23 protein-coding genes and 1 riboswitch are annotated in these 25,489 nt (G+C 68.0%); of the genes, 10 read left to right on the top strand and 13 right to left on the bottom strand.

The features are described 5' to 3' along the window. Positions 1–2 precede the first annotated feature (2 nt). The 9 genes from HL658_RS05830 (at position 3) to HL658_RS05790 (ending at position 8,627) form a co-directional block, all read left to right on the top strand. Positions 3–2,099, top strand: coding sequence for a SpoIIE family protein phosphatase (locus HL658_RS05830; RefSeq protein ID WP_180280993.1), 2,097 nt, complete (start codon positions 3–5; stop codon positions 2,097–2,099). A 73-nt stretch (positions 2,100–2,172) separates the two neighbouring features. Then, positions 2,173–2,727, top strand: coding sequence for a SiaB family protein kinase (locus HL658_RS05825; RefSeq protein ID WP_180280992.1), 555 nt, complete (start codon positions 2,173–2,175; stop codon positions 2,725–2,727). Positions 2,728–2,741: 14 nt separating this feature from the next. Further along, on the top strand, positions 2,742–3,140 hold the full coding sequence (locus HL658_RS05820; RefSeq protein ID WP_180280991.1) for a DUF1987 domain-containing protein: 399 nt from the start codon (positions 2,742–2,744) through the stop codon (positions 3,138–3,140). Beyond that, positions 3,137–4,171: a sensor histidine kinase gene (locus HL658_RS05815; protein WP_180280990.1), complete on the top strand. Its 1,035-nt coding sequence runs from the start codon at positions 3,137–3,139 to the stop codon at positions 4,169–4,171. The genes HL658_RS05820 and HL658_RS05815 overlap by 4 nt, the downstream gene beginning before the upstream one ends. Positions 4,172–4,267: 96 nt before the next feature. Further along, positions 4,268–5,065 carry a nucleoside triphosphate pyrophosphohydrolase gene (gene mazG / locus HL658_RS05810; RefSeq protein ID WP_180280989.1) on the top strand — a complete coding sequence of 266 codons (798 nt, stop codon included), beginning with the start codon at positions 4,268–4,270 and terminating at the stop codon, positions 5,063–5,065. A gap of 65 nt (positions 5,066–5,130) precedes the next feature. Beyond that, positions 5,131–5,239, top strand: a riboswitch (TPP riboswitch). 73 nt (positions 5,240–5,312) lie between these two features. Further along, a complete protein-coding gene (locus HL658_RS05805) occupies positions 5,313–5,993 on the top strand; it encodes an ABC transporter ATP-binding protein (protein WP_246337335.1) in 681 nt (226 codons plus the stop codon). Beyond that, entirely contained in the window at positions 5,990–6,751 is a 762-nt protein-coding gene (locus HL658_RS05800) for an ABC transporter permease (RefSeq protein WP_180280987.1), read from the top strand. The genes HL658_RS05805 and HL658_RS05800 overlap by 4 nt, the downstream gene beginning before the upstream one ends. Positions 6,752–6,756: 5 nt before the next feature. After that, entirely contained in the window at positions 6,757–7,713 is a 957-nt protein-coding gene (locus tag HL658_RS05795) for an ABC transporter substrate-binding protein (protein WP_180280986.1), read from the top strand. Positions 7,714–7,799: 86 nt separating this feature from the next. Next, positions 7,800–8,627 (top strand): universal stress protein, encoded by an 828-nt coding sequence (locus HL658_RS05790; RefSeq protein ID WP_180280985.1) that lies wholly within the window; start codon positions 7,800–7,802, stop codon positions 8,625–8,627. Between the two features lie 57 nt (positions 8,628–8,684). On the opposite strand, the gene HL658_RS05785 is transcribed toward HL658_RS05790, so the two are convergent. Both HL658_RS05785 and HL658_RS05780 read right to left on the bottom strand, forming a co-directional pair. After that, positions 8,685–9,497, bottom strand: a complete 813-nt coding sequence (locus HL658_RS05785; protein WP_180281281.1) for an inositol monophosphatase — start codon at positions 9,495–9,497, stop codon at positions 8,685–8,687. A 2-nt stretch (positions 9,498–9,499) separates the two neighbouring features. After that, a complete protein-coding gene (locus HL658_RS05780) occupies positions 9,500–10,006 on the bottom strand; it encodes a hypothetical protein (protein WP_343055019.1) in 507 nt (168 codons plus the stop codon). A gap of 157 nt (positions 10,007–10,163) precedes the next feature. Here HL658_RS05780 and HL658_RS05775 point away from each other — a divergent pair, with 157 nt between their 5' ends. Next, a complete protein-coding gene (locus HL658_RS05775; RefSeq protein ID WP_180280983.1) occupies positions 10,164–10,964 on the top strand; it encodes a cytochrome c oxidase assembly protein in 801 nt (266 codons plus the stop codon). Between the two features lie 46 nt (positions 10,965–11,010). Here HL658_RS05775 and hflX read toward each other — a convergent pair whose 3' ends face one another. The 11 genes from hflX to dusB all read right to left on the bottom strand — a co-directional run bounded on the left by hflX (position 11,011) and on the right by dusB (position 25,445). After that, positions 11,011–12,327 carry a GTPase HflX gene (gene hflX, locus HL658_RS05770; protein ID WP_180280982.1) on the bottom strand — a complete coding sequence of 439 codons (1,317 nt, stop codon included), beginning with the start codon at positions 12,325–12,327 and terminating at the stop codon, positions 11,011–11,013. 4 nt (positions 12,328–12,331) lie between these two features. Further along, positions 12,332–12,580, bottom strand: coding sequence for an RNA chaperone Hfq (hfq, locus tag HL658_RS05765; RefSeq protein ID WP_029007945.1), 249 nt, complete (start codon positions 12,578–12,580; stop codon positions 12,332–12,334). 35 nt (positions 12,581–12,615) lie between these two features. Then, entirely contained in the window at positions 12,616–13,350 is a 735-nt protein-coding gene (locus HL658_RS05760; RefSeq protein WP_180280981.1) for an HAD family hydrolase, read from the bottom strand. A gap of 157 nt (positions 13,351–13,507) precedes the next feature. Next, on the bottom strand, positions 13,508–14,884 hold the full coding sequence (gene trkA / locus HL658_RS05755) for a Trk system potassium transporter TrkA (protein WP_180280980.1): 1,377 nt from the start codon (positions 14,882–14,884) through the stop codon (positions 13,508–13,510). A 112-nt stretch (positions 14,885–14,996) separates the two neighbouring features. Beyond that, a complete protein-coding gene (locus HL658_RS05750) occupies positions 14,997–16,556 on the bottom strand; it encodes a hypothetical protein (protein ID WP_180280979.1) in 1,560 nt (519 codons plus the stop codon). Between the two features lie 46 nt (positions 16,557–16,602). Continuing rightward, positions 16,603–17,838: a hypothetical protein gene (locus HL658_RS05745; RefSeq protein WP_180280978.1), complete on the bottom strand. Its 1,236-nt coding sequence runs from the start codon at positions 17,836–17,838 to the stop codon at positions 16,603–16,605. 135 nt (positions 17,839–17,973) lie between these two features. Next, on the bottom strand, positions 17,974–19,374 hold the full coding sequence (gene ntrX, locus HL658_RS05740) for a nitrogen assimilation response regulator NtrX (RefSeq protein ID WP_180280977.1): 1,401 nt from the start codon (positions 19,372–19,374) through the stop codon (positions 17,974–17,976). Then, a complete protein-coding gene (locus HL658_RS05735) occupies positions 19,364–21,676 on the bottom strand; it encodes a sensor histidine kinase NtrY-like (RefSeq protein WP_180280976.1) in 2,313 nt (770 codons plus the stop codon). Before HL658_RS05735 ends, ntrX begins: the two co-directional genes overlap by 11 nt. A gap of 159 nt (positions 21,677–21,835) precedes the next feature. Beyond that, on the bottom strand, positions 21,836–23,281 hold the full coding sequence (ntrC, locus tag HL658_RS05730; protein WP_180280975.1) for a nitrogen regulation protein NR(I): 1,446 nt from the start codon (positions 23,279–23,281) through the stop codon (positions 21,836–21,838). Continuing rightward, entirely contained in the window at positions 23,281–24,459 is a 1,179-nt protein-coding gene (locus HL658_RS05725) for a two-component system sensor histidine kinase NtrB (RefSeq protein WP_180280974.1), read from the bottom strand. The genes ntrC and HL658_RS05725 overlap by 1 nt, the downstream gene beginning before the upstream one ends. After that, positions 24,459–25,445, bottom strand: coding sequence for a tRNA dihydrouridine synthase DusB (gene dusB, locus HL658_RS05720; protein WP_180280973.1), 987 nt, complete (start codon positions 25,443–25,445; stop codon positions 24,459–24,461). Before dusB ends, HL658_RS05725 begins: the two co-directional genes overlap by 1 nt. Positions 25,446–25,489 lie beyond the last annotated feature (44 nt).

Raw genomic sequence — 25,489 nt, 5'->3', positions numbered from 1 at the left:
CCATGACCCCGCTTTCCCACCGGCCTGCCCTGACGCGCTTCGCGCCGACCGTCGCCGGTCGGCTGCTGGCCGCCTTCCTCCTGATCGGGCTGCTGCCGGTGGCCACCTTGCTGGCCGTCAGCTACTCCATCACCGAGGACGCCATGACCCGCGCGGTCGAGGCCAACCTCGTGGCGTTGGGCGACGCGCGCGCCAGCCAGATCGAGACGTATGTGGTCGAACGCCAGCGCGCCGTCACCGTGCTGGCGCGCCAACCCGAGATCGTGCGCGCCCTGACCGACATGCGCTACGCCGCGGAGACCAATGGCATCGACACCCCGCCCTATCGCGACATCGAACGCCGTCACCGCCCCACCCTCGCCCGCTTCATCGACGTGGCGGCCTTCACGGACCTGTTCCTGATCACCGACTCCGGCGACGTGGTGTTCTCGGTCCGGCATGGGCCGGACCTGGGAACCAACTACTACACCGGCCCCTACGCCGGCACCGAACTGGCCAAGGTGTTCGACCGCGCGAAGACGTTGATGGGCACCGAGATGTCGGAGTTCGCCCAGCACCCCACGACACAGGAGGCGGCGGCCTTCCTGGCATCCCCCGTCCTGTACAACGGGATCGTGATCGGCGTGGTGGCGGTGCAGATGAGCAACGTCGACTTCTACAATCTCGTCGCCGACTACACCGGGCTCGGCCACACCGGGGAAACGGTGGTGGGGACGGCGACACCGGGAGGAGTCACCATCGTGGCACCGCTGCGCAACGACCCGGACGCGCCGTTCCGCCGCATCGTCCCGCGCGGCAGCGAGCGTGGAAGCGCTCTGGTCGAAGCAGCGCACGGCCGGCGCGGCTACGGCATCGTCCAGGATTACCGCGGGCGCCGGGTGGTGGCGGCCTGGCGCTACCTGCCGTCCTTCAGCGGCGGCATGGTGGTGAAGATCGACGCCGCCGAGGCGCTGGCCCCGGTGCGGCGGCAGCTCGACGTGCTCCTCCTCATCACCGGCGCGATCCTCGGCGTGGCGGTCGTCACCGCGATCGTCATGGCGCGCACCATCGCCACGCCGCTGCGCCGGCTGACCGCCGCGGCCCGCGCGGTGGCCGCGGGCGACCTCGACCAGACGGTGCCGGTGACCCGGCACGACGAGATCGGCATCTTCACCAGCACCTTCAACCAGATGATGACTGACCTGCGCCGCATGTACGAGACGATCGAGGACACGGTCGTCGAGCGGACCGAGCAGCTGCGTCAGGAGACGGAGACGGTCCGGCAGCTGAACCGTCAGATCATGGAGAGCATCGCCTACGCCGCCCGCATCCAGCGCTCGCTGCTGCCGCAGTTCGACACGCTGGCACGCCATGTGGAAGGGCTGTCGGTGCGGTGGGAGCCGCGCGACGTGGTCGGTGGCGACTTCTACTGGTGGCACGAGACGCCGGACGGCTACACGCTGGTGCTGGCGGACTGCACCGGCCATGGCGTTCCGGGCGCTTTCATGACGATCATCGTGGCGGGCGCGCTGGACCGGCTGCGCCAGGAGAACCGCCTGAAGGACCCCGCGTCGGCGCTGGCCGACCTGCACCGGCTGGTCAAACGCGCGCTGCATCAGGCCGGCGGCAACCCGCTGTCGGAGGACGGGCTGGATGCCGCTGTATGCCACGTCTCGACCATCGACGGGACGTTGACCTTCGCGGGGGCGCGGCTGTCGATCGTGGTCAGCGAATGGGGCACCTGGCACGAGATCCGTGGCGACCGCAAGAGCATCGGCTACCGCAGCGTCGATATCGGGGCGGGCTTCACCAACCATTCCCTGCCGCTCACGCCCGGGATGGAGGTCTGGCTGTACACCGACGGACTGACGGACCAGTTGGGCGCGGCGCGCGGCATCGCCTTCGGCCGGCGCCGCCTGCGCAACGTTCTGGCTTCGGCCCCGGGCGACGTCACCGAACGGTCCGCGGCGGTGCTCGGGGCCCTTGCCGATTACCAGGGAGCGATGCCCCGTCTCGACGACATAACGCTGATCGGTTTCCGTCCCCGTCCATCCAACAAGTGGAAGGAGCCGACGCTTCCAGCTGGAAATGCGGTGAAAGCACCTCTGGAATCGTGTTAAGGTTGATTGTTGCGCGCAATTCGCAATATTTAGCACCCAGATCGTTTGGTCGTTAAGCAATTCGGAGTTGCTGATGATGGCTGACACGTATCACGCGTTCAGAAACATGCTCGACGAGCAGGGCATCATCTTCTCCTACTGCGGCTACATGTCCGAAAAGCTGGTGGTCGGGCTGGGCGAGGCGATCAAACAGAAGATGGAACTCGATGCCGCCGACACCAACACGACCAAGCGCGTGTTCTCGATCTTCATCGAGCAGGTCCAGAACATCATCCGCTATTCGGCCGACCGCGCGACGGGCGCCGAGGAGAACCGCGGCCAGCTTTCGAACGGTGTGATCACCATCGGGCGCGACCAGCAGGGCCGCTTCTTCGTCGCCGGTGCCAACATGGTACAGGCGACCGAGGTGCCGAAGCTCCGGCAGCGGCTCGACCACATCAACAGCCTCGATCACGACTCCCTGAAGGCTTACTACAAGGAAAGGCTCAGAAATGCTCCGGACGCCGACAGCAAGGGCGCCAGCATCGGGTTGATCGAGATCGCCCGCAGGGCCGCCGGCCCGATCCAGTACGACGTCAAGCCGGTCAGCAACGACATGGCATTCTTCTGCCTCAAGGCCTTCGTGTGAAGGACGCGACCACCATGAACATCCACGACATCAGCCGCGCGCCGACCGACCGCTCGCCGGAGATCCAGTTCGACCCGGACGCCTGCTCGCTGAGCATCAGCGGCGCGTCCTTTCCGGAGGACGGGGCGGCCTTCTACGGCCCGGTGCTGTCGACACTCGACGAGATTCTGAAGGCGCTGGACCAGCGCTGCGTCACCGTGCGCATCGCCCTCAACTACTTCAACAGCTCGTCGGCCAAGGCCCTGATGAACCTGTTCCTGATGCTCGACGACGCGGCACAGGCCGGCAATCAGGTCATCGTCAACTGGTTCCACGCCGCCGACGACGACACCATGAAGGAGTTCGGGGAGGAGTTCGCCGAGGATGTGCGGTTCGTGCGCTTCAACGTGATCCCGACCGCCGTCACGTCATGACCTTCACGCTGTTCGACAACGAGGAGCGTATGGCGGGGCGGGCCGAGGCCGCGCTCCGCGATCTGGATTTCGGCTCGGACGAGGCGCGCGCCGCCTATTCCGAGCTTCTCGACGCCTACCGCAAGAGCCTGCGCGAGCAGCGCCGGATGATGCGGCTGGGCGACCGGCTCCAGGAGCAGCTCAGCACCGTCAACCAGGAGCTGGTCCGCCGCCGCGCCGAGGCGGAGCGCGCGCTGCAGCAGCTCCGCGACGCGCAGGACAGCCTGATCCAGGCGGAGAAGCTGGCGTCGCTGGGCGGCCTTGTGGCCGGCATCGCGCACGAGATCAACACCCCCATCGGCATCACGGTCACCGCCGCCTCCATCCTGGCCGACCAGGTCGCCGGCCTCCGCCGCCAGTTCCAGGCGGGCACGCTGGCGCGCAGCGACTTCGAGGAGTTCATGACCACGGCCGACGAGGCCAGCCGGCTGGTGTTGTCCAACGCCAACCGCGCGGTCATGCTGATCCAGAGCTTCAAGCAGGTGGCGGTGGACCAGACCACCGCCGACCGCCGCGTCTTCGAGCTCAAACCCTACCTGTCCGAGGTGCTGACCAGCCTGAGCCCGCGGCTGCGCCGCGCCGGGCACAGGGTCGTCGTGGAGTGCGACGAGGGGCTGGAAGTCGACGGCTATCCGGGGGCGCTGTTCCAGGTCCTGACCAACCTCGTCATGAACGCCCTGCAACACGCCTTCGAGGCCGGGAAGACGGGGACGATCCGGATCAGGGCGCGCCTGTTCGATGCCGATACGGTCGAATTGCGATTCACCGACGACGGCAACGGCATCGCCGCCGCCGACCAGGGACGGATCTTCGATCCGTTCTTCACGACCAAGCGCGGTGCCGGTGGCAGCGGGCTCGGCCTGCACATCGTGTTCAACCTGATCGTCGGCACACTGAACGGCAGCATCGCCGTGCAGAGCCAGCCGGGCGAGGGCACCACCTTCATCATCGGCTTTCCCCGTGTGGCGCCCGCCCGCCCGGTCGCGGTCTGAATCGGCAGGCCCGCCCGCCTTCCACCCTGCCTTCCCCTGCCCCGCCCGCTCGGCTATGGTCGCGGGTCCCGACACCCGAGGACCGGCCGGAGCGTCATGACCCGCAACATCGACCGCCTGCTCGACATCATGGCCCGCCTGCGCGATCCGGACGGCGGCTGCCCCTGGGACCTCGAGCAGACCTACCGCACCATCGCCCCCCACACCATCGAGGAGGCGTACGAGGTCGCCGACGCCATCGAGAAGGGCGACATGGACTCGCTGCGCGAGGAGCTGGGCGACCTGCTGTTCCAGGTCGTCTACTACGCCCAGTTCGCCCGCGAGGAGGGTCGCTTCGATTTCGAGGAGGTGGCCGGCGTCATCGCCGACAAGATGATCCGCCGCCACCCGCACGTGTTCGGCGACGACGAGGTGAAGACCGCCGGCCAGCAGACCTCCCGCTGGGAGGAGCACAAGGCCGCGGAGCGCGCCGCCAAGGCGGCCGAGGAGCAGCGCGTGCCCTCCGCGCTCGACGGCGTCATCGCCGGCCTGCCTGCCCTCACCCGCGCGCTCAAGCTCCAGAACCGCGCGGCGCGCGTCGGCTTCGACTGGACCGACGCGCGCGACATCCTCGACAAGATCGAGGAGGAGGTGGGCGAGCTGCGCGCGGAGATGGACGCGGGCTCCGGCCAGGATCGCATCGCCGACGAGCTGGGCGACCTCCTCTTCGCGCTGGTCAACCTCGCCCGCCGCCTCCAGGTCGATCCGGAGGGGGCGCTGCGCGGCACCAACGCCAAGTTCGAACGGCGTTTCCACCGCATCGAGGCGCTGCTCGCCGCCCAGGGGCGCAAACCCGAAGGGGCCACGCTGGACGAGATGGAAGCGCTCTGGCAGCAGGCCAAGCGGGAGGAGTAGGCGCGGCATCGCCCGCCACCATCCGGACGCTTGCCGGATGGTCGCCGAACTGTCATACCATCGTCTCGATCACTGGGGGGAGCCGATGTCCGGCTGAGAGGTCCTGTCGTACGGGACGACCCCTGGAACCTGATCCGGGTCGTACCGGCGTAGGGATCAGTGACCCATGCACGATGTCGTACCGGCGGCCCCCGCCCCGGCCCCTATTTCCGTATCGGTCACATCCGCCCGCCTCGGTCACGGCGGGATGCCGCTGTTCGAGAACCTGTCGCTCGAACTGCCGGCCGGCACCGTCACCGCCCTGCTCGGCCCCAGCGGTGTTGGCAAGACCACGCTGCTGCGCATGCTGGCCGGGCTCGCCGTTCCCGAACCGCCGACGCGCCTGACCGCCCATGATGGCCGGCCGCTTGCCGGCCGTGTCGCCTACATGGCGCAGCAGGACCTGCTGCTTCCCTGGCTCACCGCCCTGGACAACGTGACGCTCGGCGCCCGGTTGCGTGGCGAGCCGCGCAACGGCGCCGTGGTGGGGCGCGCGGCCGAGCTGCTGCGCCGCGTCGGGCTGGGCGACCGTGCCGGCGCCCGCCCGGCGGCCCTGTCCGGCGGGGAACGGCAGCGGGTGGCGCTGGCCCGCACCCTGATGGAGGACCGGCCGCTGGTGCTGATGGACGAGCCCTTCTCGGCGCTCGACGCCATCACGCGGTTGCGACTCCAGGATCTGGCGGCCGGGCTGCTCGCCGGGCGTACCGTGTTGCTGGTGACGCATGATCCGCTCGAGGCGCTGCGCATCGCCGACCGGGTGCTGGTCATGACCGGCCGCCCCGCCACCATCGGCGCTCCCTTGGCCCTGTCCGGCGACACCCCGCGGGCGCCCGACGATCCCGCCGTGCTGGCGCTCCAGGGCGAGCTGCTGCGGAGGCTTGCGGCATGAGGTGGCTGCGCCCCCTGGTCACGCTGGCCGTGCTGCTCGCCGTGTGGCAGGCCGTGGTGCGGCTGACCGGCGTGCCGCGTTTCATCCTGCCCGGCCCGGCGGCGGTGGCGGAGGCGATGCAGCGTCATGCCGCACTGCTGCTCCAGCACGGCGCCACCACGGCGGCGGAGATCCTGATGGGGCTGGCGCTCGGTGTGCTGCTGGGCGGCGCCTCGGCGGTGACGCTGGCCGGAGTGCCGGCGGCGCGGCGCTGGCTGCTGCCGGTGCTGGTGGTGAGCCAGGCGATCCCGGTCTTCGCGCTCGCCCCGCTGCTGGTGTTGTGGTTCGGCTACGGCATGGCGTCCAAGGTCGCCATGGCGACGCTGATCATCTATTTCCCGGTCACCGCGTCGCTGTTCGACGGGCTGCGGCGGACGGAGCCCGGCTGGATCGACCTCGCCCGCACCATGGGCGCCTCGCCCGCCGCCACGCTGTTCCGCATCCGCCTGCCGGCCGCCCTGCCCGCCTTCGCGTCCGGGGTGCGGGTGGCGACGGCGGTGGCGCCGATCGGCGCCGTCGTCGGCGAATGGGTCGGGTCCTCCGCCGGGCTCGGCTACCTGATGCTGCACGCCAACGCCCGCATGCAGACCGACCTGATGTTCGCCGCGCTGGCGCTGCTGGCCGGCTTCGCTGTGGCGCTCTACGCCGCCGTCGATGCGCTTCTCCGCCGGCTGCTGCCCTGGCAGCCGGACACCCAACCCACCGACCCGAGAGAGTGAAGACCATGAAGCCGTTCGCCCCGGCCGCCGTCCTGAAGGGCACCCTGCTGGCCGCCTGCCTGCTCACCGCCACGCCGGCGATGGCGCAGCAGAAGCTGACCGTGCTGCTGGACTGGTTCGTCAACCCCGACCACGCGCCACTGCTGGTCGCGCAGGAGCGCGGCGACTTCAAGGCCGCCGGACTGGATGTCGAGCTGATCGCGCCCGCCGACCCCAACGACCCGCCGAAGCTGGTGGCCGCCGGCCGGGCCGACCTTGCCGTCTCCTACCAGCCGCAGCTCCAGATCCAGGTGGCGGAAGGGCTGCCGCTGGTGCGCGTGGGCACGCTGGTGTCAACCCCGCTCAACTCCGTCGTCGTGCTCGCCGACGGGCCGGTGAAGAGCCTGAAGGATCTGAAAGGCCGCAAGGTCGGCTTCTCGGTCGGCGGGTTCGAGGACGCGCTGCTCGGCGCCATGCTGGAGAACGCCGGGCTGTCGCTGAAGGACGTGACGCTGGTGAACGTCAACTTCTCCCTGTCACCGGCCCTGCTGGCCGGCCAGGTCGACGCGGTCGTCGGCGCCTTCCGGAACTTCGAGCTGAACCAGATGGATTTGGAGAAGCGCCCCGGCCGCGCCTTTTTCCCGGAGGAGGAGGGGGTACCGCCCTATGACGAGCTGATCCTGGTCGCGCATCAGGACAAGACCGGTGATGCCCGCATCAAGCCGTTCCTGGAGGCGGTGGAGAAGGCCACCCTCTTCCTTCTCAACCACCCGGAGGAGGCGCGCCAGCTCTTCATCAAGGGCCGGCCGGAGCTGGACGACGAGCTGAACCGCCGCGCCTGGCGCGACACGCTGCCGCGCTTCAGCCACAGCCCGGCGGCGCTCGACCCCGCCCGCTACGCCCGCTTTGCCGAATTCCTGAAGGCGCGCGGCATGATCCCCAAGGTCGAGCCGGTCGAGCGCTACGCCGTGACGATCCGTTGAACCGACGGTCGTTGCCATTCGGCTCCGGCGGGCGTTACCTTCACCGGTGACATGCCCGCCGGGCGGGTTCAGGGACGAACGCGACCATGCCAATCAAGACCATCCTGCTCCACATGGCCAACGACGAGCGCCACGGCGCCCGCATCGAGACGGCGGTGGCCCTCGCCAAGCGCTTCGATGCCTTCGTGGAGGTGCTGTACATCGCCTCGCCGGTGACGATGCCCGCGGCGGTCACCGGCCGCGGCGCCTCCTACGCCTTTCTGGCCGAGGCGACCGCCATCGCCCACGAGAAGGCGGAGGAGGTCGAGCGCGAGGTCCGCGCCGCGCTGAAGGATTGCTCCTATTCCTGGACGGTGGAGGAGGGCGACCATGTCGAGCAGCTCGCCGCCCGCGCCGTCTATGCCGACCTCGCGATCGTCACCCAGTCGCATCCGGCCCATCTGGAGGACCGTGTGCTGTTGCAGGTGCCCGACCGCCTGCCGCTGGAGGTGCCCTGCCCCACGCTGGTCCTGCCCTACGACCAGCCGGCGACCGCGGGATTCGGCAAGCACATCGTGGTGGCGTGGAAGAATGTGCGGGAGGCGTCGCTGGCCGTGCGCAACGCCATGACCTTCCTGACCGCCGCCGACCGGGTGACGGTGCTGACCCTGGAGCCGCCGGGAGGCCGGGGCGAGGACCAGGCGCGCGACATCATGGTGTTCCTGGAACGGCACGGCGTGCGCACGCACCATCAGGCCCAGCTGCACCGCGACGGCGATGTCGGCGAGGCGATCCTCGACGGCGCGCGTCAGGTGGGGGCGGACATGCTGGTGATGGGCTGCTACGGCCATTCCCGCCTGCGCGAGATGGTGCTGGGTGGCGCCACCCGCACGATCCTGCGCACCATGCACATCCCGGCGCTGATGTCGCATTGAGCCGCGGCGGTCCGGCGCCGGGCCGTACCCGGCGCCGGTGCTTGCGTACGAAGCAGGTCAGCCCAGCAGATACTCCTTCAGCAGCGTCCAGCTTTCGCGATCGCGGGCGTTGATCAAGGTGCCGGACATCACCGTGGGGGAATAGGGAACGCCGTTGTCGGTGGCCGACCAGCCGCCGGCTTCCGCCAGGAGCAGCACGCCGGCGGCGTGGTCCCACGGCATCAGCCGGTGGTACAGCGAGAAGTGGCTGCTTCCCTCCAGCATGCGCAGATACTCCTGCGCCGCGCTGGACAGGTAGGCGATGCCGCCGAGACCCGGCGCCCGGTCTTCGAGCCGGTCCCTGCGTTCATCCGAGCAGAACCGCGTGGACAGCGCGCCCACCATCCGCGGCAGCGGAACAGGTTCGTCGAAATGGATCCGCCGGCCATCCAGCCAAGCCCCCTGCCCGACCGCGCCCTGCGCCGTCCGCCCGGTCACGGGATCGTGGATCCAGCCAGCCAGCGTGCGTCCGCCGGCGACGTAGGCGACGATCACGGCGAAGGCCGGCTTGCCCGCGGCGAAGTTGATGGTGCCGTCCACCGGATCGATGATCCAGACCGGCTCCTCGCCGTGGATGCGGTCGAGCACCCGCAGGTCGGCCGAGACCGCCTCCTCCCCCACCACCACGCTGCCGGGCACCAGGGCGGCCAGGAGCGGCGTCAGCATCCGCTCCGCCTCCTCGTCGGCGGCGGTGACGAGGTCGGTGGGGCCGGTCTTCTCGCGGATGTCCTGGGCGCGCAGCCTCTGGAAGTACGGCATGATCGCGGCCTGCGCCACCTCGGCGATGATGGCGGACACGCGGTCGAGATCGGGGATGGGGGGGCTGGTCACGGTCACTTCGGCGCCTTCTGCGGTGGCGGGGCAGCGGAGGGGGCGGCACCGCCCAGGGGCGGCGGCGGCAGCAGGATCTTGCCGTCCAGGCCGGATTCCTTCATGGCGCGGACCAGCGCGTCGTAGGTGGCCTGGTCCTCGGCGGTGGCGGCCGGGGGCGGCGGGCCGGGCGTCGAGGCGAGCCCGCCCGCCGCCGGCTCCCGCGGCGCGCCCGGCGGAATGCCCGCGGTGGAGGCGGCGGACGGCGGTGGCTCCGGCACCGGTGGGGGCGGTGGCGGGGGGCGCCACAGGCGGAAACAGTCGGTGAAGGCCGCCTCCCCGCACTCCCTCAACAGATCGCGCGCGTCCGGCGCGGTGGCGATCGGCCCGGCCGGGGCCACCGGCAGTTCCGGTGGCGGCGGCGGCAGCGGATCCTCCGGTGCCACCTCCGGGTCCTGAGCGCGCGCTGTCGTCGCGGCGCACAACGCCACGGCCAGAGCGATGGCGCATCGGAAGGAGGCGGCCGGCACCAAAGGATGTCCCCATACGGAAAGTCGGCCAAGACTATGACAGACGAACGCGCCGCGCCATGCTCTTTGCCGAAGGTTGCACGGTTGTCGCGGATCGTAATGGAACCGCGGCCCGCGATGCGCATTGGAAGGGACAACTCCTCCGGAAGGCCATCACATGCCCGTCGAATCCTTTCCCTTCGTGCCCTATTGCGGCAGCCCCCCCGTTCCGGGGCAACTGGCGGCGGCGTGGAACCTCGACCCGCCGCTGCTGGCCGCCTTCGCGCTGGCGGCTGTCGGTCTTGCCTGGGTGTCGCGGCGGTCGACGGAGCCTCCGGCGTCCTGGAGAGTGCTCGGATTCGCAGCCGCCTGGCTGGTGCTGCTGGTCGCCTTCGTGTCACCGCTCTGCAACCTGACCTCCGCCCTCTTCGCGGCGCGGGTGGTGCAGCATCTGCTGACCATCCAGATCGCCGCGCCGCTGCTGGTGCTGGCGTGGCCGGCGGGAGCCGTGCGTTGGCCGGGATGGTTGCGGTCGCTGGCCCGGCCCTTCGCAGTGCCGGAGCTGGCCTGGGGCCTGTTCGGGGTGACGCTGTGGGTGTGGCATCTGCCGGGGCCCTATATGGCCGCCCTGCGATCCGATGCGGTGCTGTGGCTGATGCACGCGACGCTGTTCGTCGGCGCGCTGGCGGCGTGGCGGTCGGTGCTGGTGGGCGGCGATTCGGGAACGCGCGCGCGCGGACTGCTGTCCGCGCTCGGCACATCGGTGCATCTGGCGATGCTGGCGGCGCTGCTGATCTTCGCGCCCGAGCCGCTGTTCGGCTACCACACCACCACCACCCTGGCCTGGGGCCTCTCGCCGCTTGCCGACCAGCAGCTTGGTGGGCTGGTCATGGGGGTGGTGGGGTCGCTGGCCTATGTGGCGCTCAACCTCTACGCCGCCGGACGCTGGATGGCGGGCATGCGACGCAGCGCCGGCTGACCGCCGCCGCTCACGGCGGCGGTGCAGAACCGGAAACCGCCGCCGCTCAAGGCGACGGCGGGGGTCCGAAGCGCTTTTCGAAGCGGGCGAGGTCGGCCGGGTCGAGCGAGACGTGCAGATGCGCGTGGTCCTCGTCGTCGTGCCGCTCCAGCACCTCACCCTTGTCGTACAGCCAGGCGAGTGCCGCCCCGTCGGCCAGCCCGACGGAGAGGTCCACGACCTGCCGGTTGACGTTCATGCGGCGGTCGAGCAGGACGTCGAGCGCGTCGATCCCCTCCCCGGTCAGCGCCGACACCGCGACCTTGCGGTCGTCGCGGCGGCACTGCGCCAGCACCACGGCCCGCTCCTCCCCGTCGAGCTGGTCGACCTTGTTCAGCACCTCCACCACACGGTCGTCGCTGTCCGGGTCGATGTCCATCTCGCGCAGCACCGTCTCGACGTCGACGCGTTGGGCGTCGCTGTCGGGATGGGCGATGTCGCGGACATGCAGGATGATGTCGGCCGAATCGACCTCCTCCAGCGTCGCCCGGAAGGCGGCGACCAGCCCGTGCGGCAGGTCGGAGATGAATCCCACCGTGTCGGACAGGATCACCTTTCGCCCCGACGGCAGCGTCACCTGCCGCATGGTCGGGTCCAGCGTGGCGAACAGCAGATCCTTGGCGAACACGTCGGCGTTGGCCAGCCGGTTGAACAGGGTGGACTTGCCGGCGTTGGTGTAGCCGACCAGCGCCACCACCGGGTACGGCACCTTCGCCCGCGCCTTGCGGTGCAGGCCGCGGGTGCGCCGCACCTCCTCCAACTCCTTCTTGATGCGCACGATGCGGTCGCCGATCAGGCGGCGGTCCATTTCGAGCTGGGATTCACCGGGGCCGCCCAGGAAGCCGAAGCCGCCGCGCTGCCGTTCCAGGTGGGTCCAGGAACGGACGAGGCGCGAGCGCTGGTAGGTGAGCGACGCCAGCTCGACCTGGAGCTGGCCTTCCCGCGTGCGGGCGCGGGCGCCGAAGATCTCCAGGATCAGGCCGGTGCGGTCGATCACCTTGGCCTTCAGGGCCTTTTCGAGGTTGCGCTGCTGCACGGGCGACAGCGCGTGGTCGACGACCACCAGCCCCGCCTCATGCTCCTCGACGGTCGCGCGCAGGCTGTCGACCGCGCCCGAGCCGAACAGGCTGGACGGTTGCGGACGCGTCACCCGCACGCATTCGGCGTGGACGATGTCGAGTTCGATGGCGCGCGCGAGCCCGACCGCCTCGTCAAGACGGGCGGCGGGCGAACGCAGATCCCCGTCCGCGTCGGTGCGGAGAACGGGGTGGACCACCACGGCGCGGCCGGAGCCATCACGCTCGGCCGGATTGCCGTTGGCCATAGTATCAGTCGCTTTCACCTTCCTTGGGGGGCTCGAACAGTTGAATGGGATGGGCGGGCATGACGGTGGAGATCGCATGCTTGTACACGAGCTGCGAATGCGCATCTCGTCGGAGCAGCACCGAGAAATTGTCAAACCAAGTGATGATCCCCTGCAGCTTGACGCCGTTCACCAGGAAGACGGTCACGGGAGTCTTGTTCTTGCGGACGTGATTGAGGAAAACGTCCTGTACATTCTGACTCTTTTCGGACATTGGCTGCCCCCTTCTTGCATGTTCTTGGGGTCCCATCACAAGGACCCGCCCCCCGACCGGTCGGATCGGGGAGACCGTTGCACCGCCTCGGCAATCGCCGGAACGGATATGGTGTCGCCACCCCCGCACACCAAGGCACGGAGTGCGTCGCAGGTGGCAAATCGATGGGTGGGGGGAAAAGTCATGAAACCCTCCCCGTCCGCCTCACCAACGAGCACGGGGAGGAGACCTGCCCCATGCGCGCATTCCATGTCGATGTCGGCGTCGCCGACGAACCACACGTCCGGACCGGCCGGGATGCCCGCCGGCTCCAGCGCCATCAGAACGGGGGCGCCGTGTGGCTTGTCGAACGCCGCGTCCTGGGCGCCGACGAGCCGGCCGAAATAGCGGCTCCAGCCCAGAGCGTCGGCCTCGGCCCGCAGGTAGCGGCCGTTCTTGTTGGACACCACCGCCTGATAGACCCCCTTGTCGTGCAGAGCGGCCAGCAGCTCGGCGGCCCCCGGCAGGGGGTTCAGGTGCTCCAGATGGTGCTGTTCAAAGTAGCGGTAGAAGGCATCGCGCGCGTCGGTCCAGCGGTCGCCGAAGATGCGCGGGAAGCTGTCGCGCAGCGACTGCTTCACCCGCAGCCGCGACTCCGCGACCGTCCACGGCTCCCTTCCAAAGGCGACCAGCGTGTGGTTGATGGCGGCGAGGATGGTGCCCCAGTTATCGACCAGCGTGTTGTCCCAGTCGTAGAGAACCGCCCGCGGCACCGCGACGGCCGCGGTCATGCCGATTCCACCGGATGGGTTCCGGCCTCTCGTGGGCCTAGAGGGTCATGGCCGCCACGTGGATGCCCGAAACGGCATACCGACGCCCGTGGCCAGGATGAATTCCGGAGCATTCGCTGATCGTTCCATTCGCAGGCTGACATGTTACCCGCGAGTATCAGAAGAATTCAAGCCGCACGGCGAACATCTTCTCCACTTTCTTCACCTGCCCCACCGCCGCCAGGATGATCACCCGGTCCTTCGGCCGGATGATGGTGGAGGGACGGGGGATGATCACCTCGTCCCCCCGGACGATGGCGCCGACGATGACGCCCGACGGAAGCTTCACGTCCTTGAGCGGCGTGTTCACCACCGTGGAGGTTTCCAGCGCCTCCGCCTCGATGATCTCGGCGAATCCCTCACGCAGGCTGTGCACCGACCGGATCCGCCCGCGCCGCACATGCTGTAGGATGGTCGACACGGTGATCGCCCGCGGGCTGACGATGGCGTCGATGCCCAGCGGCGTCACCAGAGCCGAATAGGTGGTCTTGTTGATCAACGTGATGGCGCGCTGGCAGCCGTAGCGTTTGGCGAGCAGGGAGGCGAGAATGTTGCCCTCGTCGTCGTTGGTCACGGCGACCACCGTCTCGGTGGAGCGGACGTTCGCCTCCTCCAGGATTTCCGGATCGAGGCCATCGCCGTGCAGCACCATGGTGCGCGACAGGCGCTGCGCCACATACTGGGCGCGCGTGCGGTTCACCTCGATGACGCGGGCGGAGACCTGGCCCTGCTTGGCCTCCAGCTCCTCCGCCAGACACAGGCCGATGTTGCCGCCGCCCAGGATGATGATGCGCCGCGCCTCCCCCTCCTCATGGCCGAAGGCCGCCATGGCGCGGGTCAGGTGCTTGGCGTCGCAGACGAAATACACCTCGTCCCCGACCAGCATCTGGTCGTTGCCGCCGGGGATGATCGGCTTGTCGTTGCGGATGATGGCGACGACCTCGATGTTGAGGTCGGGGAACAGGCCGGTGAGCTGGCGCAGCGGCGTGTTCAGGATCGGGCAGGCGTCGGTGCACAGCACGCCGATGACGCGAACCTTGCCGTCCGCCAGCGGGATCATGTCGAAGGCGCCCGGCACCTGGAGCCGGCGCGACACCGCCCGCGCCACCTCGATCTCCGGCGAGATGATGACGTCGATCGGCAGATGGTCGCGGTTGAACAGGTCGGCCCAGATCGGCTTCAGGTAGGACTGGTTGCGCACCCGCGCGATCTTGGTCGGCACGTTGAACAGCGAATGGGCGACCTGACAGGCGACCATGTTGACCTCGTCGGTCTGGGTGACCGCGATGATCATGTCGGACTCGGTCGCCCCGGCAGCCTCCAGCACATCGGGATGCGAGGCGTAGCCGACCATGGCCTGCACGTCGAGAGTGTCGTGGATGCGCTGGATCAGCTCCGGCGCCTGATCGATCACCGTGACGTGGTTGCCCTCCGACGCGAGGTACTTCGCGATGTTCGAGCCGACCTGACCGGCGCCGCAGATGATGACCTTCATGCCACTCCGCCCCTGATGCTGGGCTTCTGGTTACAGCGCGGGAACGGTAGCACCGGCCGGCGGCGGCGGGAAGCGGCTGAGATGACATGCCGCCGGTGGTCGATGGTGGCCATCACTGGCCCGTGCCGCCCGGCGCCCCTTTCTTCTTGACCGACATGGCGACGATGACGTCGGCCGACGGTTTGCCTTTACCGCCGGACAGGCTCTCGGTCTTCTTCGCGACGAAGATCTTCTTGCGGTCATCGGGTCCGGGTGGCTTCCTGGTGTGCGATGTCATCATCGACGATTGTTCCGCATCACTGTCCGTGTCGCTGCGGAGCTCATCTTCGTCGATGTCGTGGCCTTTGCGCTTCGTCAGCGGATTGATGTCGTCGCCCAATCGGAAGAACGCGGAAACATTGCTCGCGGCCCGCGTTATGTAGCCGATGACCAGCCCGTGATCGCTGAGTTCCTTGATCGTGTCCTTTTCCTTGCCCTTGCCAAAGCCGGGAAGAAGTGGGTCGGCGGTGAGACAGGTGAGGCCCGATTGGGTACGCAGGAGAATCCGGTCCCATTTCGACTCGCCGAACGCCATGATGGACTTGGAAATCGTCGTTCCCGTATTCCACGATTTTGCACAGTCCACGAAGTCGGCGTCGCCAAGAGCCGAGCGAACATTGAAGTCACCGATGAGAATATCAATGTTCTTACCGGCTGCTGCTTCCTTGATCGATCGTGGCACCTCGGGAACATTCGAGAATTTCGGGCCGGGGGCATGGATCGCAGCGATCCGGATATCGGCTCCGCCGATCAGGGCGCTGCATCGACAGATCACACCGTTGCGATACCAGCTCGGATCCCGACAAAACTTCATCGCGTCCTGGATTTTGGGCGACGAATAATAAGCGTTCGTGCCATCGCCCAAATTCTTGACAACCAGCTCGATCACTGCGTCTGCACTGAGAGATGAGCCTTCTCTCGTCGCAGCTGCCGCTATTATTTCTTTGCGCCGATCACTGTATTTGGCATTTATGAACATATTCTTTATGAGACCCAAATGGTCCTTCGTCGTGTTCGTCATTGACGACAATGTGAAATCAAATTCACTTTCCTTTGTCAAAGTATCAAATGTCGATGGCGTTCCACTTGGAGGTCCGAACAGCCAAGGGTTCGGCTTGCTGGTGCGGCTGGATCGGACAACGTTCGCGACCTGCCCGTCTTGTGTCTTGATCGATATGGGGATGAGGGAACCCATGCTCGGGCTCTTGCTGTTCTTCTTCGCTTCGTTGATAAGCTCCAGGTTCAGACATGCCTTGACAACATCCTCGATCACATACTTGTCGATAACACTGCGCACGTCGAGGGTCGAAAATTCCACGGTCATGCGGTGGCTTATGACGATGATATGCTCCTCCTTGTTGTCCGATGCATCGCAACCGACGACCTTTCCTATCAGCTTCCCGTTGACCGCCAACGTATCTTCGATCGATTTCATCAGAAGCTCCAAGGTTTTCTTGGCGCTTGACTTTGCCCCCATGACCTCCAGGAAAAAGCCGATGAACGGCTTCGTCTTCCATCCGTCGATCAATTTAATCGCTTCCGCGACCTTTTCGGCAACGTACATATGATTGTTTTGAGCTCTCTCGGCCCCGAAGACTTGGAGGTTCCAGGAGAACACGATGAAATCTCTCATGACTGCCTGCTTCATTCGTCGCATGGACGTACCGAGCCGAGTACCGTCAGGACACGACCGCGTCCACGATTGCCAGTGCCGCCTTCGCCGACTCCTCTGTCAACCCCAGCGCCCGGATCCGCCCGGCGATCAGCGCCGCCTTGGCCTTGGCGTCCGGGAAGTCCTGGTCGGTCCAGAAGCGCTTGGCCTTGTCCCAGTATCCGCAGATGTCCAGGAACACCACGCCGTAATAGAAGGCGTCGGCGACGCTGCTGTAAGCATCCGGATCGATGGCGAAGCTCCCATCGGGTTGCAGGGAGCTGGTCAGGCACCAGTCGAGCAGTTCGCCGATAGCCGCGGACGCCGCCGTGCGCTGCGCGTCCGTCGCCTCCGCCCAGCCGTAGCCGAGGATCTTCACCACGTCGTAGTTGTTGTGGTTCAGGTAACGCCCGTTCGACTTCCAGCCATAGGGATAGCCGCAGTCCTTCATGCCCAGCAGCGTGTCGATGATGCGCGGCCACAGCTCGACCTTGCCTCGGCGATAGGACACGGTGTGGAAGGTGAAGCTGAGGTCCGGGGCCTTCACCGTGCGGTGCCCGTCCCGGTACCAGGCGCCCCAGAATCCCGTCTCCGGATCCTGCCAGCCGTCCTGCCAGGCGCGGTAGGAGTCCACCATGGCGTCGGTGATGGTGAAGCCGGTGGTGTGCTGCTCGATGCAAGCGCGCAGACCCTTCTTGAACAGCACCTCCGACAGGAAGGTGGTGAGCGAACCGAAGGCGTCGCGGTTGTCCAGGCCGGTGACGACGATGTCGGAGCAGCGCAGCGCGCCGAGCGTCGCCTGCATCCCGTCCATCGTGGAAACCGGGGCAAGGAAGGCCAGCGGATAGGCGGCGTCGGCCCCGGCGTCGGCCAGCTCGTTCAGCCCGTCGATGCTGGCGTCGAGCTTCAGGAACCACTCGGCGTAGGCCTGACCCCACGCTCCGTCGATGGGCGACTGTTGCACCGCGACCGCCTGGTCCGGCCGCTCGAAGCTCTGGGACAGGCGGCCCAGTTCACGGTCGAGCCGGCCCCAGTCGGTGGTGTAATGCAGCAGCCACTTGGCCTCGATGAAAACCTGATCGGTCCACTGCATCGGGTTGCCGGCGGTCTGCAGCGCCATCAGCCGGTCTTCCGACGGCTTCAAGGCGGCGGTGAACGCCGCCACCTGCGCCGGCCGCGCGTGGTCGTGGCGGTCGAACTGCCGGTCGACCAGCGCCGCGACGTCGGACCGCCGGTCGATCCGCAAGCCGCGCCGACGCGACACCAAACCCCCGGCTCCCGCCGGATCGTGACCATGAACCCGCCGCAGCCGCACCGCCGCCCCCTACCCTCAACGTTGGGGTACGATGCTACACCTTTCGGATGATCCCGCACAGCGGGCAGGCCGTGACGAAATGTGTCAGTCCACGAAAGCTTTGCCCTTGTCGTTCCCGTGCACGCCCAGCGATTTCAGCTTGCGATGCAAGGCGGAGCGCTCCATACCCACGAAGGCCGCCGTGCGGGAGATGTTGCCGCCGAACCGCGTGACCTGCGCCAGCAGATACTCCCGCTCGAACACCTCGCGCGCCTCGCGCAGCGGCAGCCCCATGATCTCGCCGCCCTTGTCCCACTTCAGCACGGTGGGGGTGATGGCGCCGATCTCCGGTGGCAGCATGTCGGCGCGGATGGGCTCCTTCGGATCGCCCTGCGCCATGATCAGCAGCCAGTCGACGACGTTGCGGAGCTGGCGGACGTTGCCGGGCCAATCATAGGCCTGAAGCGCCGCCATCGAATCCTCGCCGAACTCGCGGGACGGCAGGCCGGCGGCGTCGGCTGACCGCTGCATGAAGTGGCGGGCCAGCAGCGGGATGTCCTCCCGTCGCTCGCCCAGCGACGGCACGCGGATCGGCACCACGGCAAGGCGGTAGTAGAGATCCTGGCGGAAGCGCCCGGCCTCGATCTCCGCCTGGAGGTCGCGGTTGGAGGTGGCGAGCACCCGCACGTCCACCTCGACCCGGTGGCCGCCGCCGACCCGCTCGAACACCTGCTCCTGCAGGGCACGGACGATCTTGCCCTGGGTTTCCAGCGGCATGTCGGCCACCTCGTCCAGCAGCAGCGTTCCGCCGTGCGCCTGCTCGAAGGTGCCGATCTTGCGGCCCTGCCCGTCCACCCCGGCCTCGGTGCCGAACAGCTCCATCTCCAGCCGGTCGGGCCGCATGGTGGCGCAGTTCAGCCCGACGAAGGGGCCGGTGGCGCGGCGCGAGCGCTGGTGGATCAGGCGTGCCACCACCTCCTTGCCGGAGCCGGCGGGGCCGGTGATCAGAACGCGGCTGCCGGTGGGCGCCACCCGTTCGATCGCTTGGCGGACCTGGTTGACGGTGGCGGAGCGACCGACCAGTTCCACATCGCCGCCGGCCCGCAGCTTCAGCTCCTCGTTCTCACGCCGCAGCCGCGCCGCCTCGATGGCGCGCTCGACCATCAGGATCAGCCGGTCGGTCTTGAACGGCTTCTCGATGAAGTCGTAGGCGCCCTGCTTGATCGCCGACACCGCCGTTTCGATGGTGCCGTGACCGGAGATCATGATGACCGGAAGGTTGGGGTGGTCGCGCTTCAGCCCTTCCAGGATCTGCAAGCCGTCGAGCTTCGAGCCCTGGAGCCATATGTCGAGGATGACGAGGCTGGGCCGCCGCGCCCCCACCTGGGCAAAGGCCTGGGTGCTGTCCGCCGCCTCCCGGGTCTTCATGCCTTCGTCGTTCAGGATGCCCGCGATGAGCATCCGGATGTCCGCCTCGTCATCGACGATCAGAATGTCATGCGCCATGCGCCACGTGCCTCTGAGAAGCGCCGGCCTCCGCCGGCCTGTCGTCGGGGGCGGCGTCCGCTTCGCCGCCCGCCGACCGGGTTTGCGGAATCACCAGTCCGACGCGCGCCCCGCCGCCTTCGCGGTCCTCCAGGGTCAGCTCGCCGCCATGGTCCTCCATGATCTTCTTGACGATGGCGAGGCCCAGCCCGGTGCCCTTCGCCCGCGTCGTCACATAGGGCTCGGTGAGCCGGTGCCGCTCGTCGGACGGCAGGCCCTTGCCGTTGTCCTCCACCACCAACGCCACCGTGTCGGCGCCGAGATCGACATGCACGGACACGTGTCCCGGCGGAAGCTCACCGCCCCCCTCCTCCGGCGGCGTGCGCCCTTCGATGGCATCGACCGCGTTCTGCAGCAGGTTGGTCAGCGCCTGGGAGATCTGGCGGCTGTCGCAGGGCACGGTCAGCGGGCCGGACGGCAGCGCCATCTCGAACTTGACCTTGCCGGCGTGCGCGCTCGACTGCAGGAACACCGCCTGCCGGACGAGGTCGTTGATGTTGACCGGCTTCATCACCGGCTGCGGCATACGGGCGAAGGCCGAGAACTCGTCCACCATGCGCCGGATGTCGTCCACCTGACGGACGATGGTGTCCGTGCACATGGTGAAGACCTCGGTGTCGCCGGTGATCTCCTTCAGGTACTTGCGGCGCAGCCGCTCGGCGGAGAGCTGGATGGGGGTCAGCGGGTTCTTGATCTCGTGCGCGATGCGGCGGGCGACGTCGGCCCACGCCGCCTTGCGCTGGGCGGAGACCAGCTCGGTGATGTCGTCGAAGGTGACGACATGGCCGCGCACCTCCTTCCCCGCCCCTTCCGCGGCGATCCGGACCAGCAGCGTCAGCGGCGCGCGGCCGGTGCGGCGGATCTGGATCTGGTCCTGCACGATCCGGCCGGGGCGTTTCGGCCCGTTCTCCAGCAGCTCCGCCATCTCCGGCGACAGCTCGGCCAGCTTGTGGCCGATCATCTGCTCCGGATCGTCGATGCCGAGGAGCCGGGCGGCCGACAGGTTGGGCAGGTTGACCACCCCGTCCATGTCCAGCCCGATCACGCCCGCCGACACCCCGAACAGCACCGTCTCGGTGAAGCGGCGGCGCTCGTCGAGCTGCTGGTTGGCCTGGAGCAGCTCGCGCCGCTGGGTCTCGATCTCGGTGGTCATGCGGTTGAAGGCGCGCGACAGCAGGCCGAGCTCGTCCTCGCCCGGCGGCTCGTTCACCCGCACGGTCAGGTCGCCGGCGCGCACCCGCTCGGCGGCTCCGATCAGCGCGCTGATGGGCCGCGCGAGCTGGGTGGCGAAATTCAGCCCCGCCCACACCGCGGCCAGCAGCAGCAGCAGCGCCACCACGACGAAGACCAGGGTGAAGGTGATCTGCAGGCTGCCGCGCTCGCCCTCCATCTCGGCGTATTCGCGCACGGCGCCCTGGGCCGACTGCATGTGGTTGAGCACCCGCGGCTCCACCAGCCGGCCGACATAGAGATAGGTGTCCACGAAGCGGTCGAGCCGGACCAGCGCCCGGACCCGGTCGTCGTTCTCCGCCAGGATCATCGCCACGTCGCCGCGGCGGGCCTGCTCGATCGACTCCTCCGGGATGGGGTCGAACTCCAGCGCGAAGGAGAATCCGGAGCGGGCCAGGATTCGGCCGGTGGTGCCGTTGAAGACGATCGCCTCCGACAGCGCGCGCAGCAGGGCCTGGGTGTTGACGATCTGCTCGAAACGGCCGGGATCGCCCGACGCCCGCACCGCCTCCTGGTTCAGGTCGTTCGCCATCGCCAGCGCATCGGCGCGGATGTTCTGCTGGTGCTCGTGCAGGTAGGCGGTGGCGACGGCCAGCGATTCGTTGACCGCCGTGCGCACCCGGTCGCTGAACCAGGACTGCACGCCCACATAGAAGAAGATCGCCGAGAAGACGGCCATGATGATGGCCGGGGCCACCGCCAGCACGCTGAAGACCAGCACCAGCCGGACATGCAGCCGCGACCCCGCGGCCCCGCGCCGCCGTCCCATCCAGATCTTGACGATCCGCCGCAGGATCAGCACCGCCAGCACCGACAGCAGCGCCAGATCCAGGGTGAGCAGCAGCGTGATCGTCGCCGGGTCTGCCTGCCCGAAGGGCGGGCTTTCGGTCAGCGCCGCGTAGGTGGCGAGACCGGCGACGATCGCGGCAAGGCTCGCCGCCACCGCCAGCCGCTTGGCCAGCCCGACGCGCGCCGCCCATTGCAGCACTTGCCGCCACCGCGATGAGGCTGTGTCGTTGGACGGGATCGACATGGGCTCCGGCCACGTTGGATGTTGCCGGAAAGATACACCGCTGTTGCCCTGTCGCCAAGCCTCATCCGCGGACCATCACGGAATTGAGCGTTGGCCCAATTCCCGCCCCAATTTGGCTTCCATGAATATGCGGCAATTATACCACGAACGTGTTGGTGTTCACTTCAGCCCGCGCACCACCTGGATGTCCAGCTCGCGGATTTTCTTGCGGAGCGTGTTGCGGTTGAGGCCGAGAAGCTGCGCGGCCTTGATCTGGTTGCCGCGCGTCGCGGAAAGGCTGAGCGTGATCAACGGTCGCTCAACCTCGCGCAGGATGCGGTCGTACAGGCCATTGGACGGCATGCCGTCCTTGTGGGCGGCGAAGTAATCCTTCAGGTGCCGCTCGACCGCCGAGCCCAGCCCCTCGCTGTGCACCTCCTCGACCTGCGGGGAGCTGGGAGCGGCGTCGGCCAGCTCCACCTCGATGACGTCGAGGCCGATCACCTCCTGCGCGTAGAGGGCGGCGAGGCGGCGGACGAGGTTCTCCAGCTCGCGCACGTTGCCGGGCCAGCGGTAGCGCTTCAGCCGCTCCATCGCCGGCTGGTCGATGCTCTTGATCGGCAGCCCCTGCGACGCCGCCTGGTTGAGGAAGTGGCGCACCAGCAGCGCCACATCCTCCGTACGCTCGCGCAGCGGCGGCAGGCGGATGGGAACGACGTTGAGGCGGTAGAACAGATCCTCGCGGAACAGGCCCTGGCGGATCAGGGTGCGCAGGTCACGGTGCGTGGCCGCGACGATCCGTACGTCCGTCTTGATGGGCGTACGTCCACCGACCGTCGTGTACTCGCCCTCCTGGAGCACGCGCAGCAGGCGGGTCTGGGCTTCCAGCGGCATGTCGCCGATCTCGTCCAGGAACAGGGTGCCGCCCTGAGCCTGCTCGAAGCGGCCGGTGGAGCGGTTGGTGGCGCCGGTGAAGGCCCCCTTCTCGTGGCCGAACAGCTCCGACTCGATCAGCTCGCGCGGGATCGCCGCCATGTTGATGGCGACGAAGGGGCCATTGCGGCGCTTTCCGTAATCGTGGAGCGCGCGGGCCACCAGCTCCTTGCCGGTGCCCGACTCGCCGGTGATCATCACCGTCAGGTCGGTGCCCATAAGGCGGGCGAGGACGCGGTAGATCTCCTGCATCGCCGGCGAGCGGCCGATCAGGGGCAGCTGCTCGTCGCCCGCATCACCGTCCGCCGGATGATGGACCGGCGGCTGATTGGCGTTCAGCGCCCGCTCCACCACCGACACCAGCTCCTTCAGGTCGAAGGGCTTGGGCAGATACTCGAAGGCGCCCCGCTCGGCCGCCTTCACCGCGGTGATCAGCGTGTTCTGCGCGCTCATCACCACGATGCGCAGATCGGGGCGGATCTTCTTGATGCGGGGGATGAGGTCGAGCCCGTTCTCGTCCGGCATCACCACGTCGGTGATGACCAGATCCCCCTGCCCGTCCGACACCCAGCGCCACAGGGTGGCGGCGTTGCCGGTCGTGCGCACTTCGTGACCAAGCCGGGCCAGCGCCTGCGTAAGAACTGTGCGAATGGCGCGATCGTCATCAGCGACCAGGATGGTGGCGGCCGACATCAGCGTTTGCCCCTCGGCATGGCGACGGGGGCCTGATCCATGGAAACCTGAGCTTCGTCGTACATGGGCAGCGACACCTTGAACACTGTCCGGCGTGGCTGCGTGTCGAATTCGATGACACCGCCATGATCGCCGATGAGCTTCGCCACCAATGCAAGACCAAGGCCAGTTCCGTTCACCTTGGTGGTGATGAACGGATCGAAGAGGTTGGAGCGCAGATCCTCCGGTATGCCCTCCCCGTTGTCCTGCACGGACACCAGCAGCGGCAGGTGCAGCCGGGTGTCGCCGCCGGGCACCGCCATGCGCACCCCGTGCTGGTAGGCGGTGGACAGCACGATCTCGCCGCCCTGCTCGGCAACCGCCTCCGACGCGTTCTTGACGAGATTCAGGAAGACCTGGATGAGCTGGTCGCGGTTGCCGTAGACCGGCGGCAGCGACGGGTCGTAGCGCTCGACGAAGCGGATGTTCCGGGCGAAGCCGGATTGCGCCACCTTGCGCACATGCTCCAGCACCGTGTGGATGTTGACCGCACTCCGCTCCAGCGGCCGCTTGTCGGAGAACACCTCCATGCGGTTGACCAGAGCCACGATGCGGTCGGCCTCGTCGCAGATCAGGCGGGTCAGCACCCGGTCCTGCTCGCTGACGTTCTCCTCCAGCAGCTGGGCCGCGCCGCGGATGCCCGACAGCGGGTTCTTCACCTCGTGCGCCAGCATCGCCGCCATGGCGGTCACCGAGCGGGCGGCGTGCCGATGCGTCAGGGAGTTGTCGATCTTGCGGGCGATGGAGCGCTCGTGGATGCTGATCACCACCCGGTCCGCCGGCACGCCCATGCTGGCGACCCGCACCGACACGTGGTGCGGGCCGATGCGCGGCGTGTCGATCACCACCCCGTCCTGCGACACGCTGCGGCGGTGGCGCTGCACCTGATCGATCAGCCCCATGACCGGGCTGTCCGGTGGCAGAAGGTCGGCCATCGGCGTGCCCTCCAGCGCGCTGGACGACATGTCGAAGAACTCCTGCGCCTCGTTGTTCACGAAGCAGATGTCGCCCTGGGCATCGACCACGATGACCGGGTCGGTCAGGGCGTTGAGCACCGCGGACGGATCGATCCCGTTGGACCGGCCTGCGCTGCGCGACGGGCGTCTCGGCATGTGAGCGGCAGCGGAGGTTCGGGCCATCAGGCAGCCATCCTTTCGATCGCCGGAGCGTAGAAGTCACGGATGCGGGCGCGCACGGCCTCGGGATCGGCCATGGTGTTGACGTCCTGCCGGAATTCGGCGGAGTCGCTCAGCCCTTTGGAGTACCACGAAATGTGCTTACGGGCGACGCGCAAACCCGGCTCGCGCCCGTAATGCAGCAGCATCGCCTCGTAATGGTCGAGCAGGATGCGGAGCTGCTCGTCGAGCGGCGGGTCCGGCAGACGCTCGCCGGTCGCCAGATAATGGCCGACCTGGGCCAGGAACCAGGGCCGGCCGCAGGCGCCGCGACCGATCATGACGCCGTCGGCACCGGACTCCTCCAGCGCACGATCAACGTCGTCGAAGCCTTCGATGTCGCCGTTCACGATCACCGGGATCGCCACGGCCTCCTTCACCCGGCGGACGAAGGACCAGTCGGCCCGGCCCCCATAGAAATCCATGCGGGTGCGCCCGTGCACCGTGACCATGCGGATGCCGCATTCTTCGGCAATCCGCGCCAGCCGCGGCGCGTTGCGGCTGGTGGCGTCCCAGCCCGTGCGCATCTTCAGCGTGACCGGGATGGACACGGCCTTGACCGTCGCCTCCAGGATTCGGGCGGCGTGCGCCTCGTCGCGCATCAGGGCGGAGCCGGCGTGGCCGTTCACCACCTTCTTGACCGGGCAGCCGAAGTTGATGTCGATCAGGGCGGCCCCGCGCGCCTCGTTGATGCGGGCCGCCTCGGCCATCACGGCCGGCTCGCAGCCGGCGAGCTGGACGGCCATCGGGAACTCCTCCGGCACCGTCTCGACCATGCGCAGGGTGGCGCGGTTCTCGCGCACCATGGCGTTGCTGGCCACCATTTCCGACACCACCAGCCCGGCGCCGGACGCCTTCACCAGCCGCCGGAACGGCAGGTCGGTCACCCCCGACATCGGCGCCAGGATCACCGGTGCGGTCAGCGCGATTTCACCGATCCGAATGGCCATGAGTCTCCAAACCTGCCCACCAGTTAGGCACACTCTCTTTATGC

Origin of the sequence: Azospirillum oleiclasticum (assembly GCF_013423485.1) — a bacterium.
Classification (GTDB): domain Bacteria; phylum Pseudomonadota; class Alphaproteobacteria; order Azospirillales; family Azospirillaceae; genus Azospirillum; species Azospirillum oleiclasticum.
This window is presented reverse-complemented; position numbering and strand designations above follow the sequence as displayed.